This is a genomic window from Methylobacterium sp. AC433 (assembly GCF_979253015.1).
The window spans coordinates 1-17199 of record NZ_CEEDBN010000010.1 but is presented as its reverse complement, the minus strand read 5'-3'; the positions used below and the strand labels follow the sequence as shown (position 1 = coordinate 17199).

The window sequence follows — 17199 nt, the reverse complement described above, 5'->3', positions numbered from 1 at the left end:
ATGGGGGACTGCGGCGATGTCAAGTCAAAATGTGCAAAATACACATATCGGTTCGCAGATCCGCCAACTTCACGCAGCGCTGCTGGAGATCGTGGCCGTGATGAACCAGCCACAGCGCGACGAGGCGATGGTGCGCGCGGCGGGCATTCCCCTCGACAGAGCACTGTTCCCGCTGCTGGTCGTCATCGAGCGACGCGGCCCCATCGGCGTCGTGGACCTCGCGGACCGGATCGGCCGCGACTACACGACGGTCAGCCGGCAGGTCGCCAAACTCGGCGAACTCGGACTGGTGGACCGCCAAGCAGGCGCAACGGACGGGCGAGTGCGCGAGGCGGTGGTAACGCCCGAGGGCAAAGCCATGACGGATGCAATCGACGCTGCTCGGGAGCGGATGGGCGCGGCGATCTTCTCCGGCTGGGAGCCGCACGATGTCACCGAGTTGGTGCGGCTGATGAACAAGTTCTCCGATAGCCTGACCGCTGCCCACGAATAACAAAGGGAAAGAGACTGCGATCTGTGGGATCAGGTAGCATTCCATGACGACTAGGGTTGCAGACGGAGACGGGGCAACGTTCGCCCTGTTACTTCACCCGTCCGGAAGCGGTCAGGCAGGAATCCACCCAATTCGGTCATAGAGCGGACGGGCGGATCCCAACGCCGCGCAGTCGTTGGCCGCCGCTGCGACGACGGTTGCGAGCGGACGTCCCCCGGTTCTGCGACGAGGCGAAAGGCGCGCGGGCGTCGGATCCGTGCGGTGCGTCACCGCGAAGGGTCTGCGGACACCAGGGCGCCGCCCGACAATTCTTGACAATATTCCTATTCCGTGCTTTCTTGCCGCCACTCGCCTCCCTCGACGGGAGGCCCGTCGGCGGACCGGGCCGGCGGGTTTGGAGGAGGAGACGGCGCTCGCGTCGATGGCCCGGTTTCGCCATCGCCCCGAGCCGCACCGCGCGACGCAAGGTGTTCCGGAGCGGGCCGATTCGTCGGTGCGGTTTCTGGGGCACCCCCAGACAACGGACGGCCTGCCCATTACGAGGCGGGTCCGGGGCCGTGGGCCATGATAAGCCGGCCGCCGGGGCCGTCGATCCCGCGAGGGATCGGGGCACCGGAGGGGGGCCGCCGCAAGCCGAGTCGCCGGCGCAGTGCAAAGACGCCGTGACGTGACGGGTTCGGGCCTCCGGGGCCGGGCTCAGGGACGCCGGGAAACCGGCATTCGTCTTGTTCACGTGGTTTCGCGGCGTCCCGCGTCTCCCACCTCTCGCATCCCGCGCCGGAAACGGCGGCGGGGACGCACGCCCGTGCCCGCATCCGCACGGGTCCCGTCGCCCATGTGCTGGCCGCATCGCGTCCGACCGGGCGTCCGCCGGCCGAGCGCGGCGTTCTTGACCTCCCGGCCGCTTCGGTGCTTGTGGCCCTCGCTCGAGATCCGGTCGCTTCGAAGCCGGCGGAGCCCAATCCGGGGATGGAGACTGCCTTGAAACGTTCACGCCGCACGAAGATCATCGCGACCCTGGGTCCGGCCTCCGACACGCCGGAGATGATCGAGAAGCTGTTTCGCGCCGGCGCGGACGTCTTCCGGCTCAACATGAGCCACCTGCCCCGCGAGAAGCTGCCCGAGAAGATCGAGGTCATCCGCACGATCGAGCGCGAGCTGAAGCATCCGATCGCGATCCTCGTCGACCTCCAGGGTCCGAAGCTGCGCGTGGCCGCCTTCGCCGAGGGCGCCGCGATCCTGCAGAACGGCGCGACCTTCGTGCTCGACAGCGACCCGACCCCCGGCGACGTCTCGCGCGTCTACCTGCCCCATCCAGAGATCCTCTCGGCCCTGGAGCCCGGCCACGTCGTCATCATCGACGACGGCAAGCTGCGGCTGACCGTGACCGAGGTGTCCGAGGGTCGCGCGGTGACCCGCGTCGAGGTCGGCGGCCGCATCTCGAATCGCAAGGGCGTCTCCCTGCCCGACACCGTGATCCCCGTCGCCGCCATGACCGAGAAGGACCGTGGCGACCTCGAGGCCGGCCTCGCGGCGGGCGCCGACTGGATCGCCGTCTCCTTCGTGCAGCGTCCCGAGGACGTGGCCGAGGTGAAGAAGGTCGCGGCGGGCCGGGCCCTGATCATGGCCAAGATCGAGAAGCCGCAGGCCCTGACCCGCCTGGATGAGATCATCGAGATCTCCGACGGCCTGATGGTGGCCCGCGGCGATCTCGGCGTCGAGATGCCCCTGGAGCAGGTGCCCGGCGTGCAGAAGCGCATCACCCGCGCCTCCCGCCGCATGGGCAAGCCGGTGGTGGTCGCGACCCAGATGCTCGAATCGATGATCACTGCCCCGGTGCCGACCCGCGCCGAGGTCTCCGACGTCGCCACCGCGGTCTACGAGGGGGCCGATGCGGTGATGCTCTCGGCCGAGAGCGCCTCCGGCAGCTTCCCGATCGAGGCGATCTCGATGATGAGCCGGATCGCCGAGCAGGTCGAGCGCGACGCCCTGTACTGGACGATCCTGACGGCCCAGCGCTCCGAGCCCGACGCCACCGCCTCCGACGCCATCGCGGCCGCCGCGCACCAGATGGTCGACGCCCTGAACCTCACGGCGATCATGGCCTGGACGCATTCCGGCTCGACCGCCCTGCGCCTCGCCCGATCCCGGCCCAACGCCACGATCATCGCGCTGACGCCGAAGCGCGAGACGGCCCGGCGCCTCGCCCTGTGCTGGGGCACCCACCCGATCGTCACCAAGGATGCCAGCGACGTCGACGACATGGCGTTCCGCGCGGCGAAGTTCGCCGTTCGCGAAAACTTCGCCGAGATCGGCGGGCGCATCATCGTGGTGGCGGGCGTTCCGTTCGGGACGCCCGGCGCGACGAACCTCGTGCGCATCGCCTTCGTCACCCGCGAGCACGCCGCCAAGGCGTGATCCCGCCGAGGCGCGTCCGGGCCCCGCGGCCCGGCGCGCCTCAGGGCACCGGAAGCGATTCGGCGAGGCGCGCGACCTCGTCGACCACGGCCTGCGTGGCGACGGTGTGGACCATGTGCCCGATCCCGGGCAGGACCACGAGCCGGGCACCGGGGATCAGGTCCGCCAGGGGTCTGGCGTGCCGCTCGGCCGGGACGATCGCATCGCGGTCGCCGGTGACGATGACCGTCGGGGCGGTGATGCGCCCGTACTCGGCGCTCTGGCGCTGCAGGGCCTCCGGCAGCGCCATGAGGTCCTGCACGTTGGCGAGCATCGTCGACGGACGCAGGACCAGGGCGGCCCGGCTCGCCTCCAGGTAGCCGGCCGGCGCGTCCTGGGGCCGGAACACCGAGCGGCCCGCGGGCGCGAGGTAGGTGAGCCCGATCGGCGTCGCCACCGTGCGGCTGAGGAGCCAAGTCACCGGCGGCACCAGGGCGAGCCGATAATACCAGGGGAGCGGGCCGAGCGCGGGCAGCGGCATCGCCACCGGCGCGAGGAGGACGAGGCCCGCGACCCGGTCGGGATGATCGAGGGCGAGTGCGGTCGCCAGCGCCCCGGCCCAGGAATGGCCGACGATGAGGGCGGGTCCGACCCCGAGCGCCTTCAGCGCCTCGGCGATCGCCGCGGCCTGGGCCTTCGGCGTCGCCATGGCGCCGCCGGTCAGGCGGTCGCTCCAGCCGAAGCCCGGCCGGTCGAGGGCGACGACGCGAAACCCGTCCGCCGCGAGGCGACGGCCGAGATCCGCCATCGGGTCGGCGGCATTGGCCGAGGCGCCGTGCAGCAGGACGACGGTGCCGCGCGCGGACAGGTTCGGGCCGGCCTGGATCGTGGCGATGCGCCCGCCGGTCACCGACGCGAAGGGGCCTGCCGGCGGATAGCGTGCGTCGATCCGCGCCGCGATCAGCAGGGTGATGCCCGCGGCGACGAGCGCGAGGACGATCCCACCGGCCAGGAGGCCGGCGATCAGCTTGAGGAGGAGCATGGTCGTCTACAGGTCGCGGCCGTCGACGTCCGGCGCCAGGCGGTCGATGGCCTGTTGCAGCCGGTCCATCCGTGGATACAGCGCGGCCGCCCGGCGGAACGCCTCGAGGGCGCGGCGCTTGTCTTCGAGGGTCTGGTAGATCCGCCCCAGGGCCGCCCAGGCCTCGAAATGGCGCGGCTCCAGCACGAGGGTGCGTTGCAGGTCGGCGATCGCCGCGGAGGGGTCCGACAGCATCCAGAAGACCGTCGCGCGCCGGTTCCAGCCCTCGGACCAGCCGGGCTCCAGGGTGGTGGCCCGGTCCATCAGCTCGACCGCCAGGGGCAGGTCCTGACTAGACATGGCTTGGCGGGCGCGCTCGGTCAGGAGGTCGGCCGTCGCGCTGCCGGACCGCCCGAGCCGCTGCTCGATCAGCCGCGCGACCCCCTTCGCCTCGGCATCGTCCCCGGCCGCCTTGAGGCGCGCGTAGAGATCGTCGAGGCTGAGCGGCTGCACCTTCTTCGGCGGCTGCGGTTCGGCCGTCGGCCGCGCACCGGCGGAGGGGGCGAGGACAACGCAGAAAGCCGCGACGAGCGCGGCTTTCAGGCAGGATCGATCGGATGAAGGGCGCGACATGGGCGGAGCTTCCTCGCCTCGGATCGCGACGTCAACGTGTGCGCTTGCCGCGTCTCGCGGCGAAGCGCCCCGTGCGCTTCAGCCCTGACGCGCCTTGAAGCGCTTCTGGGTCTTGTTGATGACGTAGACACGTCCCTTGCGACGCACGAGCTGGTTGTCGCGGTGACGGCCACGCAGGGACTTGAGGGAGTTGCGAATCTTCATCGGTCTCACGTCGGTCGGGAACGAACCCGCCGCCTGTCCATAGGGTCTCGGGAACGAGGCACCTGACGGCGGCCTCGGCGATGTGTCGATGCATCGCGGAAAGGCGGTTGCCATATCAGGATTCGCGCAGGCAAGGCAAGGCGTTCGGGACCATTCCGAGCGGAAGCTTCGCCGGAAAGTCCTCCCTCGGGCTCCGAAGCTGAGGCGGGGTCGCGGCTTTTACGCTTCCTCGAGCCGGCAGATCAACGGGGAACACCATCGAGACATTCGCGCTTTCGTGACCATTGGCCGGCTTGTCAATCACTTGTAATCCGATGCGAGAGGCTGCCGATATCCGTCTGTAAAGGATTAGGTTGCTATGTCTTTTCAACGCACGTGGGGCGCGGAGACAGAACCCGTGACGACTAACCTGGAGCAATCCGAGCCACCGACGGCAATCCAGCGGCGAGAAGAGCGTAATCCGACCAACTGGATCGCGACGATCCGATTCCGGGACGGCACCGAGATCCCGTGTAGTGTGAAGGACGTCTCGAAATCCGGCGCACGAATCTGCGTCGGTGCCAGTCAGGATCTTCCGCCCGTCTTCATGCTGCGGATCATCGGGCGCGATTTCCTCTGCCTCGTCCGGATCGCGTGGCGGCGCGGCGACTTCGTCGGGGTTCGCATCGAACGGGTCGGCAAGGTCCCGCCATCCGCTGCGACGCCCGCACCGACCGCGCCCGCGATCGATCCACCGGCCGACCCCTCGACGCCTGTCGAAGTGGATGGCGGTGGCATCGGCGTGCGCTCGCGGAAGCGTGGCATCTCCTCGTTCTGAAGCCGCGCCTCGGCACTCTTCCCGGCGACGCTATCCTGCGCGACAAAGAAAAACCCCGTCCTGCATGCGCAGGGCGGGGTTTTTGGTGTTGCGGGTGCTGCGCTGAGACGACTCAGGCGGCGCTACGGTTGCGGGCTTCGCGCTTGGTGTCGACGCCCGACGCTTTGATCTCGGACAGCTTCTGGGCGACGTTGCGCGAGAACACGAACTCGGCCGGACGCTGGTTCTCCAGGCTGACCTCCGGGGCCATCTCGCCCTCGGTCTTGATCCCGCGGAGCGCATGCACCAGGGGCTTCCAGGGCTTCTTCACGGAGTCGACCACGGAGGAAGCCTCGTAGCCCGAATGGACCATGCAGTCGGCGCACTTCTCGTAGTTGCCGGTGCCGTAGGAGTCCCAGTCGGTCTCTTCCATCAGCTCCTTGAACGTCGCCGCGTAGCCCTCGCCGAGCAGGTAGCAGGGCTTTTGCCAGCCGAACACCGTCCGGGTCGGATTGCCCCAAGGCGTGCAATGATAGGTCTGGTTGCCGGCCAGGAAGTCGAGGAACAGTCCCGACTGCTGGAAGGTCCACTTTTCGCGGCCCTTCTCCTTGCCGTGGCGGAACACGCCGCGGAACAGCTCCTTCGTCGCCTTGCGGTTCAGGAAGTGCTTCTGGTCGGGCGCCCGCTCATAGGCGTAGCCCGGCGAGACCGTGATTCCGTCGATGCCCATCTTCGTGACACTGTCGAAGAAGTCGGCGATCTTGTCGGCGGAGGAGTTGTTGAAGAAGGTGCAGTTGATGGTGACGCGGAAGCCCATCTCCTTGGCCTTGGCGATCGCCGCCACCGCCTTGTCGTAGACGCCGCGCTGACACACCGACTGGTCATGCATTTCCTTGTCGCCATCCAGGTGGATCGACCAAGTGAAATACGGGCTCGGCTTGTACTCCTTGATCTTCTTCTCGAGCAAAAGCGCGTTCGTGCAGACGATGGCGAACTTCTTCTGCGCGATGATGCCCTCGACGATCTGGGGCAGATCCTTGTGCAGCAGGGGCTCGCCGCCGGCGATCACGACGACGGGTGCACCGCACTCGCGCACCGATTCCAGCGCGTCCGCGACCGGCAGCCGTTTGTTCAGGATCTCGTCCGGGTAATCGATCTTCCCGCAACCGGCGCAAGCCAGATTGCAGCGGAACAGCGGCTCCATCATCATCACCAGTGGGTAGCGCTTGCGACCAGTGAGGTGCTGCTTCAGGATGTAGCCGCCGATCTTCGCGACGTACCGGATAGGGATGCCCAAGACGCGGCTCCTTGTTGTTGGCCCCGATGTATCGGGCTGCTTAGCGTGAAAAAAGGCCAAATTCCAGCGAGCTAGACTGGAACCAATCCGAAAGACCTCGAATGGGCGCCGTTCGCGCACGTTCTTCCGGCGCTGAAACAATCCGGCCACAGACCAGGACTCCAGACCGTCGAACGGCCGGGGCGCTCCAGCGGCATATAACTCAGCCGGGAGCGCTTATTCCTAGTCGGTGACTGCATGCCAGGGCCGCAGCTTGACTGTACGTCAAGTCTGTCGTGGGCGAGCAAAGCCTGGATTCTTCGGTCGTTGCGGTGCGAAATCACACTGTCGGGTGAACCGGTGTTGCGTGGGTGCGGTTGCGTTGCATTACGGCCTCCGGGCCGCTAGGTGGGCGGGTCGGTAAAGCAAATTCGTGTGAGCGATGCGATTCGGTCGATCATCTCCGACCCCTTCGCGCCTAGGTTCCTCGCGACCAGGCTCGGGCATTGGATTCGGGATTTGCACCAACAGGTGATAACCGGCGTCACTCGACAGATCGGTTCCCGTTCCGCGGCCCTCACCATCCGCTACGCCGATGATCCGCGCGGCCGGACGGGAACTGGATCGCTCAGGCAGGTAGGACACTCGTGATCGAACGGCTCGTCGCGTTTTCCGTCCAGCGTCGCTGGTTGGTCATAGCTCTCGTCGCACTCGTCACCGCGGCAAGTGCCGGTGTGGCGGCTCATCTCTTCAAGATCAATACCGACGTCGAGCGGTTGATCGACAAGGATGTGCCCTGGCGCCAGGACGAGATCAATTACGAGAAGGCGTTTCCGCAGCGCACCGGCACCCTCGTGGCGGTGATCGACGGCAAGACGCCCGAGGAGGCGGAGGAAGCGGCCGCCGAATTCTCCGCGGCTCTGGCCAGCCACAAGGACATGATCGAGTCCGTCTATCGCCCGGACGGCGGTGCCTTCTACGAAAAGAACGGCTTCCTGCTGATGTCGCAGGAGGAGCTGACCAAGACCACCGAAAAGCTCGTTCAGCAGCAGGGCCTCCTCGGCCCGCTGGCGGCCGATCCCTCGCTGCGCGGTATCATGCGCGTCCTCGGTCTGGGAGCCCGCGGCATCAAGAGCGGCGACGCCAAGCTCGAAGATCTCGAGCGGCCGATGACCCAGATCGACGCGACCGTGCGCAAGGTGCTGGCGGGCGAGCCCGCGCGGATGTCCTGGCAGATGCTGCTGTCGGACGGACAGACGCAGAGCACCGATCTGCGCAAGTTCGTCATGATCCAGCCGGTGCTGGACTACAATGCCCTTCAGCCAGGTGCGAACGCCACCGAGGTCGTGCGCAAGGTCGCCTCCGATCTCAAGATCAACACCTTGGGCGGCCCTGAATTCGCCGGCGCTCCGCGCATGCGGCTGACCGGACCGGTGGCCGTGGCCGATGACGAGTTCGCGACCCTCTCCGAGGATGCGCTGCTGAACTATAGCGTCACCGTCGGCGCGATCGTCCTGTTCCTGTGGCTCGCCCTACGCTCCGCGCCGCTGATCGGTGCGGTCCTGATCACCACCTTTGCGGGACTGATCGTCACGGCCGGCCTCGGCCTTCTCATGGTCGGTGAGCTGAATCCTATCTCGGTGGCGTTCGCCGCGCTCTTCGTCGGGCTCGGTATCGATTTCGGCATCCAGTTCGCGGTCCGCTATCGTGCCGACCGCTTCGAGCAGCCCGATCTTCCCTCGGCCATGCGGGCGGCGGCGCGCGGGGTCGGCTGGTCGCTGACGCTGGCGGCCATCTCGCTGATCGCCGGGTTCTTCGCGTTCCTGCCGACCGCATTCCGCGGCGTTTCCGAACTCGGTCTCATTGCTGGCGTCGGCATGATCGTGGCCTACCTGTTCGCCCTCACCCTGCTGCCCGCGCTCATCGCGGTGTTCAGGCCGAAGGGAGAGCGCGAGGCCGTCGAGACCACCTGGCTGGCCGGCGTCGACCCGTGGATCATCCGCAACCGCAAGCCGATTCTGATCGGCGTCGGCGTGATCACGCTGGCGGGCATCCCGCTTCTCTTCAAGTTGCCCTTCGATTCCAACCCGATGCACCTGCGCAGCCCGAAGGTGGAATCGATCTCGACCTATCTCGACCTGATCAAGGACCCGGCGACGAGCCCGAACATCATCGACGTGATGGCGCCGTCGGTCGATGCGGTGCCCGGCCTGGCCGACAAGCTGACGAAGCTGAAATCGGTGGCGAAGGTGATCGACATCAACACCTTCGTGCCGCCCGATCAGGATCAGAAGCTCGCGACCATCGCGGAGACCGCGCAGCTCCTGGGTCCGGTGCTGAACCCGGGCCGCAAGCCGCCACCGCCGACCGACGCCGACAACGTCAAGGCGATCAAGGAAGCCGTGACGGCCCTGCGGGGCATTGCCTCCAGCTCCAGCGCCCCCGGCGCGAAGGCGGCCGGCGACCTCGCCACCGATCTCGAAAAGCTCGCGGCCGCGCCGGTCGCCACCCGTGAAGCCGCCAGCGTCGCCTTGACCACCGACCTCAAGACGCTGCTCACGCGTCTTTCCGGGTTGCTGAACCCCGAAAAGGTGACGCTCGACAACCTACCGCCGAAGCTCAAGGCGGAGTGGGTCGCCGCCGATGGACGCTCGCGGATCGAGGTCCATCCGAGCGGGGATGCCAACGACAACCGGGTCCTGCGCAACTTCGCGAAGGAGGTGCAGAACGTCGCGCCCCACGCGACCGGTGCCCCCGTCGCCACGACCTCGTCGAGCTACACCATCCTCGGCGCCTTCCTGCAGGCGGCGGTCACCGCCCTCGTGCTGATTTTCATCATCCTCTCCGTGGCCCTACGCAAGCCGTGGGATGTGGCGATGACCCTCGGCCCGCTGGTCCTGGCGACCCTGTGGACCCTGATGGCCCTGCACATCGTCGGGATGCCGCTGAACTTCGCCAACATCATCGCGATGCCGCTGATGCTGGCCGTCGGTGTGGCCTTCCACATCTACTACGTCATCGCCTGGCGGGCCGGCGTCACGGACATGCTGGCTTCCAGCCTGACCCGAGCGATCTTCTTCTCGGCGCTGACCACCGGCACCGCCTTCGGCTCGCTGGTGCTCTCCAGCCATCCAGGGACCGCCAGCATGGGCAAGCTCCTCGCCCTATCGCTGTTCTTCACCCTGGTGGCTGCGTTCTTCGTGGTTCCGGCCTTCCTCGGCCCGCCGCCGAAGCATCCCGACCCGAAGCGTCCCGAGGGCGATGCAGCCCTGCCGCCGACGGCACGGGCCCCCGTCGCTGAAGCGGTGCCGGCCAAGTAGGCCACCGCCTCCAGCGCATTTATGAGAACGGGCGCGGGCCGAGTCCGCGTCCGTTCTCATATCCGGAGGGCGATCTTGCCCGAGGCTTGCCCAGGCGGTCAGGTCAGAAAATCCGAGAAGCCGCCGCGTGGAATGCCGGCAACGGCCGCACGGCTTTCAGGTGCGAGCAGCGCGTCCAGCTCGGCCGCATAGGCGTAGCCCGGTGCCTCGCCCGGGAAACCGCCTCCGGTCGCCGGGTGGGTATAGAGCTCGGTGAAGCCGTCCGGTAGATGGGCCAGAAGGCTCGCCACCCGGGCCGGCGTCATCGCGCCCGACCAGGCGAGGCCGAGGGTTCGATCGGGGATCAGGAGTCCGGCTTGGCGCGCCCGCACTGCGAGCAGAGCTGCCCAGGGCGCCGTGTCCAAGGCCGCCTTCGCACGGGTGCTCGGTTCGGCCGCACGCAGCACCGCGCGGGTTTCGCGGGGCACGCGGATCGCTCGCATGCCGTACCGCGCGCCGGCGGCGAGGACCAGTCCGGCGATCAGCGGGTGCACGTGGAAATGCTTGTGGGCGTTGACATGGTCGAGGGGCAGCCCCGTCGCCCCATAGGCCCGGAACTGCGCCTCGATCTCGGCGGCGAGCTGGCGCCGCGCCGAGCCCTTCAGGGCGAGGTCGAGGCCGAGGCGTCCCATGTCGCTGCGGATGAGACCGTCCGGCCCGACGAGATCCGGCAGCTCGGCCGGCGGCAAGGTCGGCCAAGCCTCCACCATCACGAGGTGTAGGCCCACCCGCAGGGACGGCAGGCGCTTGGCCCGTGCCACCGCATCGGCGGCGGCCGGCGCCGAGACCATCAGGCTCGCGGCGGTGAGGATACCGTAGCGGTGAGCCTGCTCCACCGCCTCGTTGACCTCGAAGCTCACACCGAAATCATCGGCCGTGACAACCAATCGCTTCACGTCGCGGCTCCGGCTGGCGGGGGGATCCTGTCCCCTTGAAAGAGATTTCTCTCCCGAAACGCGAAACGGCCGGGCTTTCCAGCCCGGCCGCCTCACAGGGACTTGACGTCGCGCTCAGGCGGCGGCGCTGGTCTGGCGCTCCTTGAGGAAGCGATAGAACTCCACGCCCTCGCGCAGGCGGCGCTTCATCATGTCGGGCGACCGGACCATCTCGGAGACGATCGAGGCGATCTTCGGCGCGCGGAAGTAGAACTTCTTGTAGAACTCCTCGACGGCCGCGAAGATTTCCGTGTGCGACAGGTGCGGGTAGTGCAGCGGCGCGATCTGAACGCCGTTCTCATCCACCAGTTCGGCATTCTCGACGTCGAGCCAGCCGTTCTCGACGGCCTGCTTGTAGAGGAACGTGCCGGGATAGGGCGCAGCCAGCGAGACCTGGATCGTGTGCGGGTTGATGCGCTTGGCGAAGGCGATCGTCTCCTGGATCGTCTCCTTCGTCTCGCCTGGGAGGCCGACGATGAAGGTCCCGTGGATGGCGATACCGAGCTCGTGGCAGTCCTTGGTGAACTTCTCGGCAACCTCGACGCGCATGCCCTTCTTGATGTTGTTGAGGATCTTCTGGTTGCCGGACTCGTAGCCGACCAGGAGCAGGCGCAGGCCGTTGTCCTTGAGGACCTTCAGCGTCTCGCGGGGCACGTTCGCCTTGGCGTTGCACGACCAGGTCACGCCGAGCTTGCCGAGCTCGCGGGCGATCTCCTCGGCGCGCGGCAGGTTGTCCGTGAAGGTGTCGTCGTCGAAGAAGAACTCCTTCGTCTGCGGGAACTCCTTCAGGCAGTACTTGATCTCCTCGATCACGTGCGCGACCGAGCGGGTGCGGTAGGTGTGACCGCCGACCGTCTGCGGCCAGAGGCAGAAGGTGCAGCGCGACTTGCAGCCACGGCCCGAGTAGAACGAGATGTAGGGGTGCTTCAGGTAGCCGATGAAGTACTTCTCCATCTCGAGGTCGCGCTTGTAGACGGACGTCACGAACGGAAGCTGGTCCATGTCCGTCATGATCTCGCGGTCCTCGTTATGGACCACGACGCCGTTGGCATCACGATAGGACAGCCCCTTGATCTCGGACATCGGGGTGCCGTCGGCAACTTCCTTGACAGTGAAGTCGAACTCGTTGCGGGCGCAGAAATCGATGCATGGGGCCTGCGCCATGGAGCCGGCGGCATCCACCGCGACCTTCGCGCCGATCAGACCGGCGATGAGCTTCGGGTTGGCGGCCTTGAGTGCCTCGACGGTCTTCACGTCGGACTTGAACGACGGCACCGAGGTGTGGAGCACGACGAGGTCGAAATCGTGCGCCTGGGCGACGATCTCATCGAGCTTGATGTTGTGCGGAGGCGCGTCGATGAGCTTAGAGTTCGGCACGAGCGCGGCCGGCTGGGCGAGCCAGGTCGGGTACCAGAACGACTTGATCTCGCGCTTCGCCTGGTAGCGGGAGCCGGCGCCGCCGTCGAAGCCGTCGAAGGTGGGAGCCTGCAGGAAAAGGGTGCGCATGGGGTTCAAGGCCTCAGCGAGATCAGGGGAAAGGTGAAGCGAGGGTCGAGGCGAAGATCAGAGCGACGATGCACCAGCATCGCGGCCGAGGGTCGTCTCGGGGATCAAGGTACCGTCCGCAACCACGCGATAATCATGGCCCTTCCATGTCACCGCACCTGAGACGAAGCTCCAGGTGAAGTTCATGAAGGAGAGGATGTCGCGAATCGGCAACAGCCAGTAGGGGTGCGGGGCGAGACCGAAGGCCCGCTCCAGGCGGACACACAGGACGATGCGACAGGCCAGCGCGAAGGCCGCCACAGCCAGGGCCGTGGTGCCTGCGCCGGGAATCAGGGCGCCGATCAGGGCGAGCGGAAAGGCATGCGTGACGAAGGACCCGGCATAGCCCGCCGGATCGACGTTGCGGATGGTGCGGTTCCAGCGCAGTTCGTGAGTCCAGAGGCTGGCCAGGTCGGTGTCGACGCAGGTGTGGCCGATGGTGAAGCTCGGGATCGCCACGAGTCCACCCTGGGCGCGCAGGGCCTCGCCGATCGCATAGTCATCGGCGAGATCGTCCCGGAACGTCTCGAAGCCGCCGATCGCGGCGAGGGCAGTCGCGCTGAACGCGATGGTCGAGCCGAAGCAGGGATTGGCGAGGCCGAGGGAGGTGCCCATCACCACGTTCGGCAGGAACTGGACGTCGATGGCGAGCGCCGAGAGATGAGCCCAGATGCCCCGATGCGCCGGCACGCCGTGGTAGAGGCAGGTGACGCCGTTGACGCCGGGCTGGCTCAGGGTGGCGACCACGCGCCCGAGATAGTCGGGCTTCACCACCATGTCGCTGTCGGCGAGCACGATCACCTCATGGGCGATGCGGGCCGACATGTTGATGAGGTTCGAGACCTTTCGGTTCGAACCGTGCTGGCGTGCATCGATCACGAGGTCGAGCCGCGCGGCCGGATAGGCCTTTTGGAGGCGGCGGACCACGGCGATCGCCGGGTCGGCGGCGTTCTGGACGCCGAAGACGATCTGCACCGGACCCGGATAGGCCTGCTGGCAGAAGGTCTCGAGGTTCTCGTAGAGGTTCGATTCGATACCGCAGAGCGGCTTCAGGATCGTCACCGACGGCGCCTCGGCCCCGAGCACCGGCTCAGCTTTCCGCGCGAAGCGGCTCGCGAGGGCCGCTGCGGTCAGGCCGTAGAGGCAGCCGACCAGGGCGATCAGTGGCAGGAGGTGCGAGAGCCAGGTCAGGTCCATGAAGGGCATCGCTCGGTCACGGGTCTCGTGAGAGTGCCGCGGTAGCGAGCGGCGCGAATCGCAACGGGTCGGAAGAGGAACAAAGTCCGGGGTGTCTGGCCGGACTCTAAGGCGCTGGTTTGGCGGCGAGCATCCCCGTGGTGCGATCGCGCATGAATGTCAGCAGGCCGTCCGCGCCGCCGGTCTTCAGCGGTTCGGCGAAGCTGCCGCGCAGGCTCGCCACCTCGCTGACATTGCCGTTCAGATAGACGTCTTGCACGCGGTTGCCGGGACCCACCAGGAAGTCGACCTGGGAGGTGTCGCCATCCTTGTTGGCGACTTCCGTCTGGACGACGCGGTTGGGGCCGCGGGCCTCGCTCTGCGGCTTCACGGTGAACTTGCCGCCGGACGCCTGGGCGAGGCGCGTGGCGTAGGTCGCGGTGAAGTAGCGACCGAAGGCCTCCGTCAGGGCGCCCTGCTGCTCGGGCGTGAAGGTCTTCCACTTCAGTCCGGCGGCGAGGCGGATCATGGCAGGGAAATCGAAGGTCTCGCTCAGGGTCGAGCCGATGCTCGCCGCGCGGGCTCCGACATCCTTCGGAGCCTCCTTCAGGGCCGACTCGAAGATCGTGTAGACCTTCGTGACGGAATCCACGGCCGGATCGTCCGCCGCGCGAGCGGCCGGGCTCAGGTGCAGCAGCCCGATGACGAGGCCGGCGAGAACGACGCGATTCAGGCGCACTTCTTGAGGTCTCCCAGATCGGTCTCGACCCGGGCGCGGCCGCCGAAATCGTTGGCGAGCACCGGAACGAGAAGGTCGTGGCGCAGAACGGGCTCGTTTCGGATTTCGGGCGCCACCACGGGCGCCGCGGCATCGCTGCCCTCGAGAGCGTGCCACGCGAAGAGCCCGGGGACACCGACGAGGAGATCGGCCAGACGCTTGACCAGCGAGAGAGCCAGGGCCGCCTCGGCCGGGATGCCGAAGATGGCGCAGAGCGCGATCAACCCGCCCTCCTGGGCCCCGAGGGCGCCCGGGACGGCGAAGGCCGCTCCGCGAACCGCCTGGGCCAGGCTCTCGATCACCACCGCCTCGACGATGCTGACAGGGTATCCCATGAAGTGCAGGGCGACGTAGACCTCGATCGTGCCGATGAACCAGCCGACGAGATGGATGCCGAGGCCGCCGGCGACGCGGCCGCGATGGCCGTAGAGGCGCTTCAGGCTGTCGTAGAGCACGTCGATGGCGCCGAGCGCCCGCCACTCGCGCGAGCCGGCGAAGCGGCTGACGAGAGCCTGGATGACCTTGTGTCCGCTGCGGCGCTGGATGAGGTAGAAGGCGCCGAGGGCAGGGGCCGCCAAGGCGAGGCCGCCCGCGACGGTCCGGACGATGGGGCCGTCGCCGGCGATCCAGACGAGGAGCAGCACGCCCGCCACGGTGAACAGGAACTGGGTGACCGCCTGGGTCATCAAGTCGACGAACATGCTGGCTCCGGCGACGCCACCCGGGACGCCGCGCTTGGTCAGCAGGCGGGCACCGACGAAATCGCCGCCGACCTGGGCGACCGGCAGGAGCGTGTTGATGCCCTCCCGCACGAAGCGCAGCGTCATGCAGTCCCACAGGGTCGGACGCGCCATCTTCGGGAAGATCACGTACCAGCCGAGGCCGGCCCAGGCCACGGCGAAGCCACGGGCCACGACCACGATCAGGGCACCCCAACCGGCGCTGACCACGGCAGCCGCGACGTCTTCCAGTCCCGAGGACAGGAACAGGCCGACGACCGTGCAGAGGCCGACGATCAGGGCCAGTGTCGTGAGACGTTTCATGGGCCCCTTTCGGCCGACAGCACAGCGGGTCTGAGCTTAGATCCGCCGTGTTTCCGACCGGAAAAAACCGTCGGAAACGGTGAACGTCTCCGGAAGTTGCAGCTTTGGGAACCGTTGTCTATCACCCCGGAGACACAGTCAGAACCAAAGCGGCACAGGGCGGAAGGCCCGCGAATCAGCCGTCGGGGCGGACAGGGGAACGGATTTAGATGGACCGCGAATCACACATCACGGCCGGCGAGGTCGTGCACGATGACGCGCAGGCGGAGCGCTATGCCGGGAGCGTCTACGGAGCGACCCGGGATCCCGCCCCGAGCTCCCCGGTCATGGCCTGGAACGAGTGGGATCCGCTGGAGGAGGTCATCGTCGGAAGTCTCGACGGTGCGACCATTCCGACACACCACCTGACGGTGATCTTCAACCTTCCGCGAGCGGCGCAGCCGTTCTATCGCTTCGCTTCGGGTTTTCGCTACCCGCAGTTCATGAAGAAGCTCGCGCAGAAGGAGCTCGACAACTTCATCTCGATCCTGGCCGGCGAGGGTGTGAAGATCCGCCGTCCCGATTCCCTGGACTTCTCGCGCAAGTACAAGGCGCCGCGCTGGTCCTCGCGCGGCTTCTGCGTCGCCTGCCCCCGCGATCCGTACCTCGTGATCGGCGACGAGATCATCGAGAGCCCGATGTGCTGGCGCTCGCGCTACTTCGAGGGCGACGCCTACCGCTCGCTGTTCAAGGAATATTTCCGCAACGGTGCGCGCTGGACGTCGGCGCCGCGGCCGCAGCTCACGGACGAGCTCTACAACTACGACTACCGGGTGCCGAACCTGAAGGCCGGCGAGCCGATGCAGTTCACCGTCAACGAGTTCGAGCCGGTCTTCGATGCCGCCGACTTCGTCCGGTGCGGACGCGACATCTTCGTGACGCGCTCCAACGTGACGAACCTGATGGGCATCGAATGGCTGCGCCGCCACCTGGGCTCCGGCTTCCGGGTCCATGAGATCGAGAGCCGCTGCCCGCAGCCGATGCACATCGACTCGTCGTTCATGCCCCTGGCCCCGGGCAAGGTCCTGGTGAACCCGGACTACATCGACGTCGAGAAGCTTCCCGCCGTGCTGAAGAAGTGGGACGTGTTGATCGCCCCCCGTCCCGACCCCGTCGAGGGCTTCATGAGCAAGATCTCGATGTGCTCGCCCTGGACCTCGATCAACGTGCTGGCGCTCGACGAGAAGAAGATCGTCGTCGACGCGAGCCAGCCGACCCTGATCAAGGCGCTCAAGGATTGGGGCTTCGATCCCATCCCGGCGCCGTTCCTGTCCTACGGTCCGTTCGGCGGCTCGTTCCACTGCGCCACCCTCGACGTCCGTCGGCGGGGCACGCTGAAGTCGTATTTCTAGGACGGTCTCGACCGTCGTTCGAAGGAAGAGGGGCGCCGCGATCGGCGCCCCTCTTATTCATTGCGCTCGCGGGTTTACCGCGCGGTTGCGTAGAGGGAGGCGCCTGCGGAGACGGGTGCGGTGATGGTGGAGAAGACGGAGAGGACCTTCTG

14 protein-coding genes are annotated in these 17199 nt (G+C 67.2%); 5 read left to right on the top strand and 9 right to left on the bottom strand.

Features of this window, described 5'->3' with window-relative positions:
- Positions 1-16: 16 nt before the first annotated feature.
- Entirely contained in the window at positions 17-493 is a 477-nt protein-coding gene (locus tag AC0IWM_RS14815; RefSeq protein WP_471756195.1) for a MarR family winged helix-turn-helix transcriptional regulator, read from the top strand.
- 981 nt (positions 494-1474) lie between these two features.
- A complete protein-coding gene (gene pyk / locus AC0IWM_RS14810; protein WP_471756194.1) occupies positions 1475-2911 on the top strand; it encodes a pyruvate kinase in 1437 nt (478 codons plus the stop codon).
- 40 nt (positions 2912-2951) lie between these two features.
- Here pyk and AC0IWM_RS14805 read toward each other — a convergent pair whose 3' ends face one another.
- The 3 genes from AC0IWM_RS14805 to ykgO form a co-directional block, all read right to left on the bottom strand.
- Positions 2952-3932, bottom strand: coding sequence for an alpha/beta fold hydrolase (locus AC0IWM_RS14805; protein WP_471756192.1), 981 nt, complete (start codon positions 3930-3932; stop codon positions 2952-2954).
- A 6-nt stretch (positions 3933-3938) separates the two neighbouring features.
- The gene (locus tag AC0IWM_RS14800) at positions 3939-4544 is read right to left on the bottom strand and encodes a tetratricopeptide repeat protein (RefSeq protein ID WP_471756190.1); all 606 of its coding nucleotides are present in this window, start codon (positions 4542-4544) and stop codon (positions 3939-3941) included.
- 78 nt (positions 4545-4622) lie between these two features.
- Entirely contained in the window at positions 4623-4748 is a 126-nt protein-coding gene (gene ykgO, locus AC0IWM_RS14795) for a type B 50S ribosomal protein L36 (protein ID WP_003601867.1), read from the bottom strand.
- A gap of 397 nt (positions 4749-5145) precedes the next feature.
- Between ykgO and AC0IWM_RS14790 the strand changes: the two genes are divergently transcribed.
- A complete protein-coding gene (locus AC0IWM_RS14790; protein WP_471756188.1) occupies positions 5146-5565 on the top strand; it encodes a PilZ domain-containing protein in 420 nt (139 codons plus the stop codon).
- Positions 5566-5677: 112 nt separating this feature from the next.
- Here the strand turns inward: AC0IWM_RS14790 and hpnH are convergent, their stop codons facing one another.
- Positions 5678-6841: an adenosyl-hopene transferase HpnH gene (gene hpnH / locus AC0IWM_RS14785; RefSeq protein ID WP_055951783.1), complete on the bottom strand. Its 1164-nt coding sequence runs from the start codon at positions 6839-6841 to the stop codon at positions 5678-5680.
- A gap of 626 nt (positions 6842-7467) precedes the next feature.
- Here hpnH and AC0IWM_RS14780 point away from each other — a divergent pair.
- Positions 7468-10140 (top strand): MMPL family transporter, encoded by a 2673-nt coding sequence (locus AC0IWM_RS14780; protein ID WP_471756186.1) that lies wholly within the window; start codon positions 7468-7470, stop codon positions 10138-10140.
- 98 nt (positions 10141-10238) lie between these two features.
- Here the strand turns inward: AC0IWM_RS14780 and hpnK are convergent, their stop codons facing one another.
- From hpnK to AC0IWM_RS14755, 5 genes are all read right to left on the bottom strand, one after another.
- On the bottom strand, positions 10239-11075 hold the full coding sequence (hpnK, locus tag AC0IWM_RS14775) for a hopanoid biosynthesis-associated protein HpnK (RefSeq protein WP_471756184.1): 837 nt from the start codon (positions 11073-11075) through the stop codon (positions 10239-10241).
- 114 nt (positions 11076-11189) lie between these two features.
- The gene (gene hpnJ / locus AC0IWM_RS14770) at positions 11190-12620 is read right to left on the bottom strand and encodes a hopanoid biosynthesis associated radical SAM protein HpnJ (RefSeq protein ID WP_055951775.1); all 1431 of its coding nucleotides are present in this window, start codon (positions 12618-12620) and stop codon (positions 11190-11192) included.
- Between the two features lie 57 nt (positions 12621-12677).
- Positions 12678-13856 (bottom strand): bacteriohopanetetrol glucosamine biosynthesis glycosyltransferase HpnI, encoded by a 1179-nt coding sequence (gene hpnI, locus AC0IWM_RS14765; protein ID WP_471756182.1) that lies wholly within the window; start codon positions 13854-13856, stop codon positions 12678-12680.
- A 106-nt stretch (positions 13857-13962) separates the two neighbouring features.
- Positions 13963-14574, bottom strand: coding sequence for an MlaC/ttg2D family ABC transporter substrate-binding protein (locus tag AC0IWM_RS14760; protein WP_471756180.1), 612 nt, complete (start codon positions 14572-14574; stop codon positions 13963-13965).
- On the bottom strand, positions 14565-15656 hold the full coding sequence (locus tag AC0IWM_RS14755; RefSeq protein WP_471756178.1) for a flippase-like domain-containing protein: 1092 nt from the start codon (positions 15654-15656) through the stop codon (positions 14565-14567). The genes AC0IWM_RS14760 and AC0IWM_RS14755 overlap by 10 nt, the downstream gene beginning before the upstream one ends.
- Positions 15657-15865: 209 nt before the next feature.
- Between AC0IWM_RS14755 and AC0IWM_RS14750 the strand changes: the two genes are divergently transcribed.
- Entirely contained in the window at positions 15866-17047 is a 1182-nt protein-coding gene (locus AC0IWM_RS14750; protein ID WP_471756176.1) for an amidinotransferase, read from the top strand.
- Positions 17048-17199: the final 152 nt, after the last annotated feature.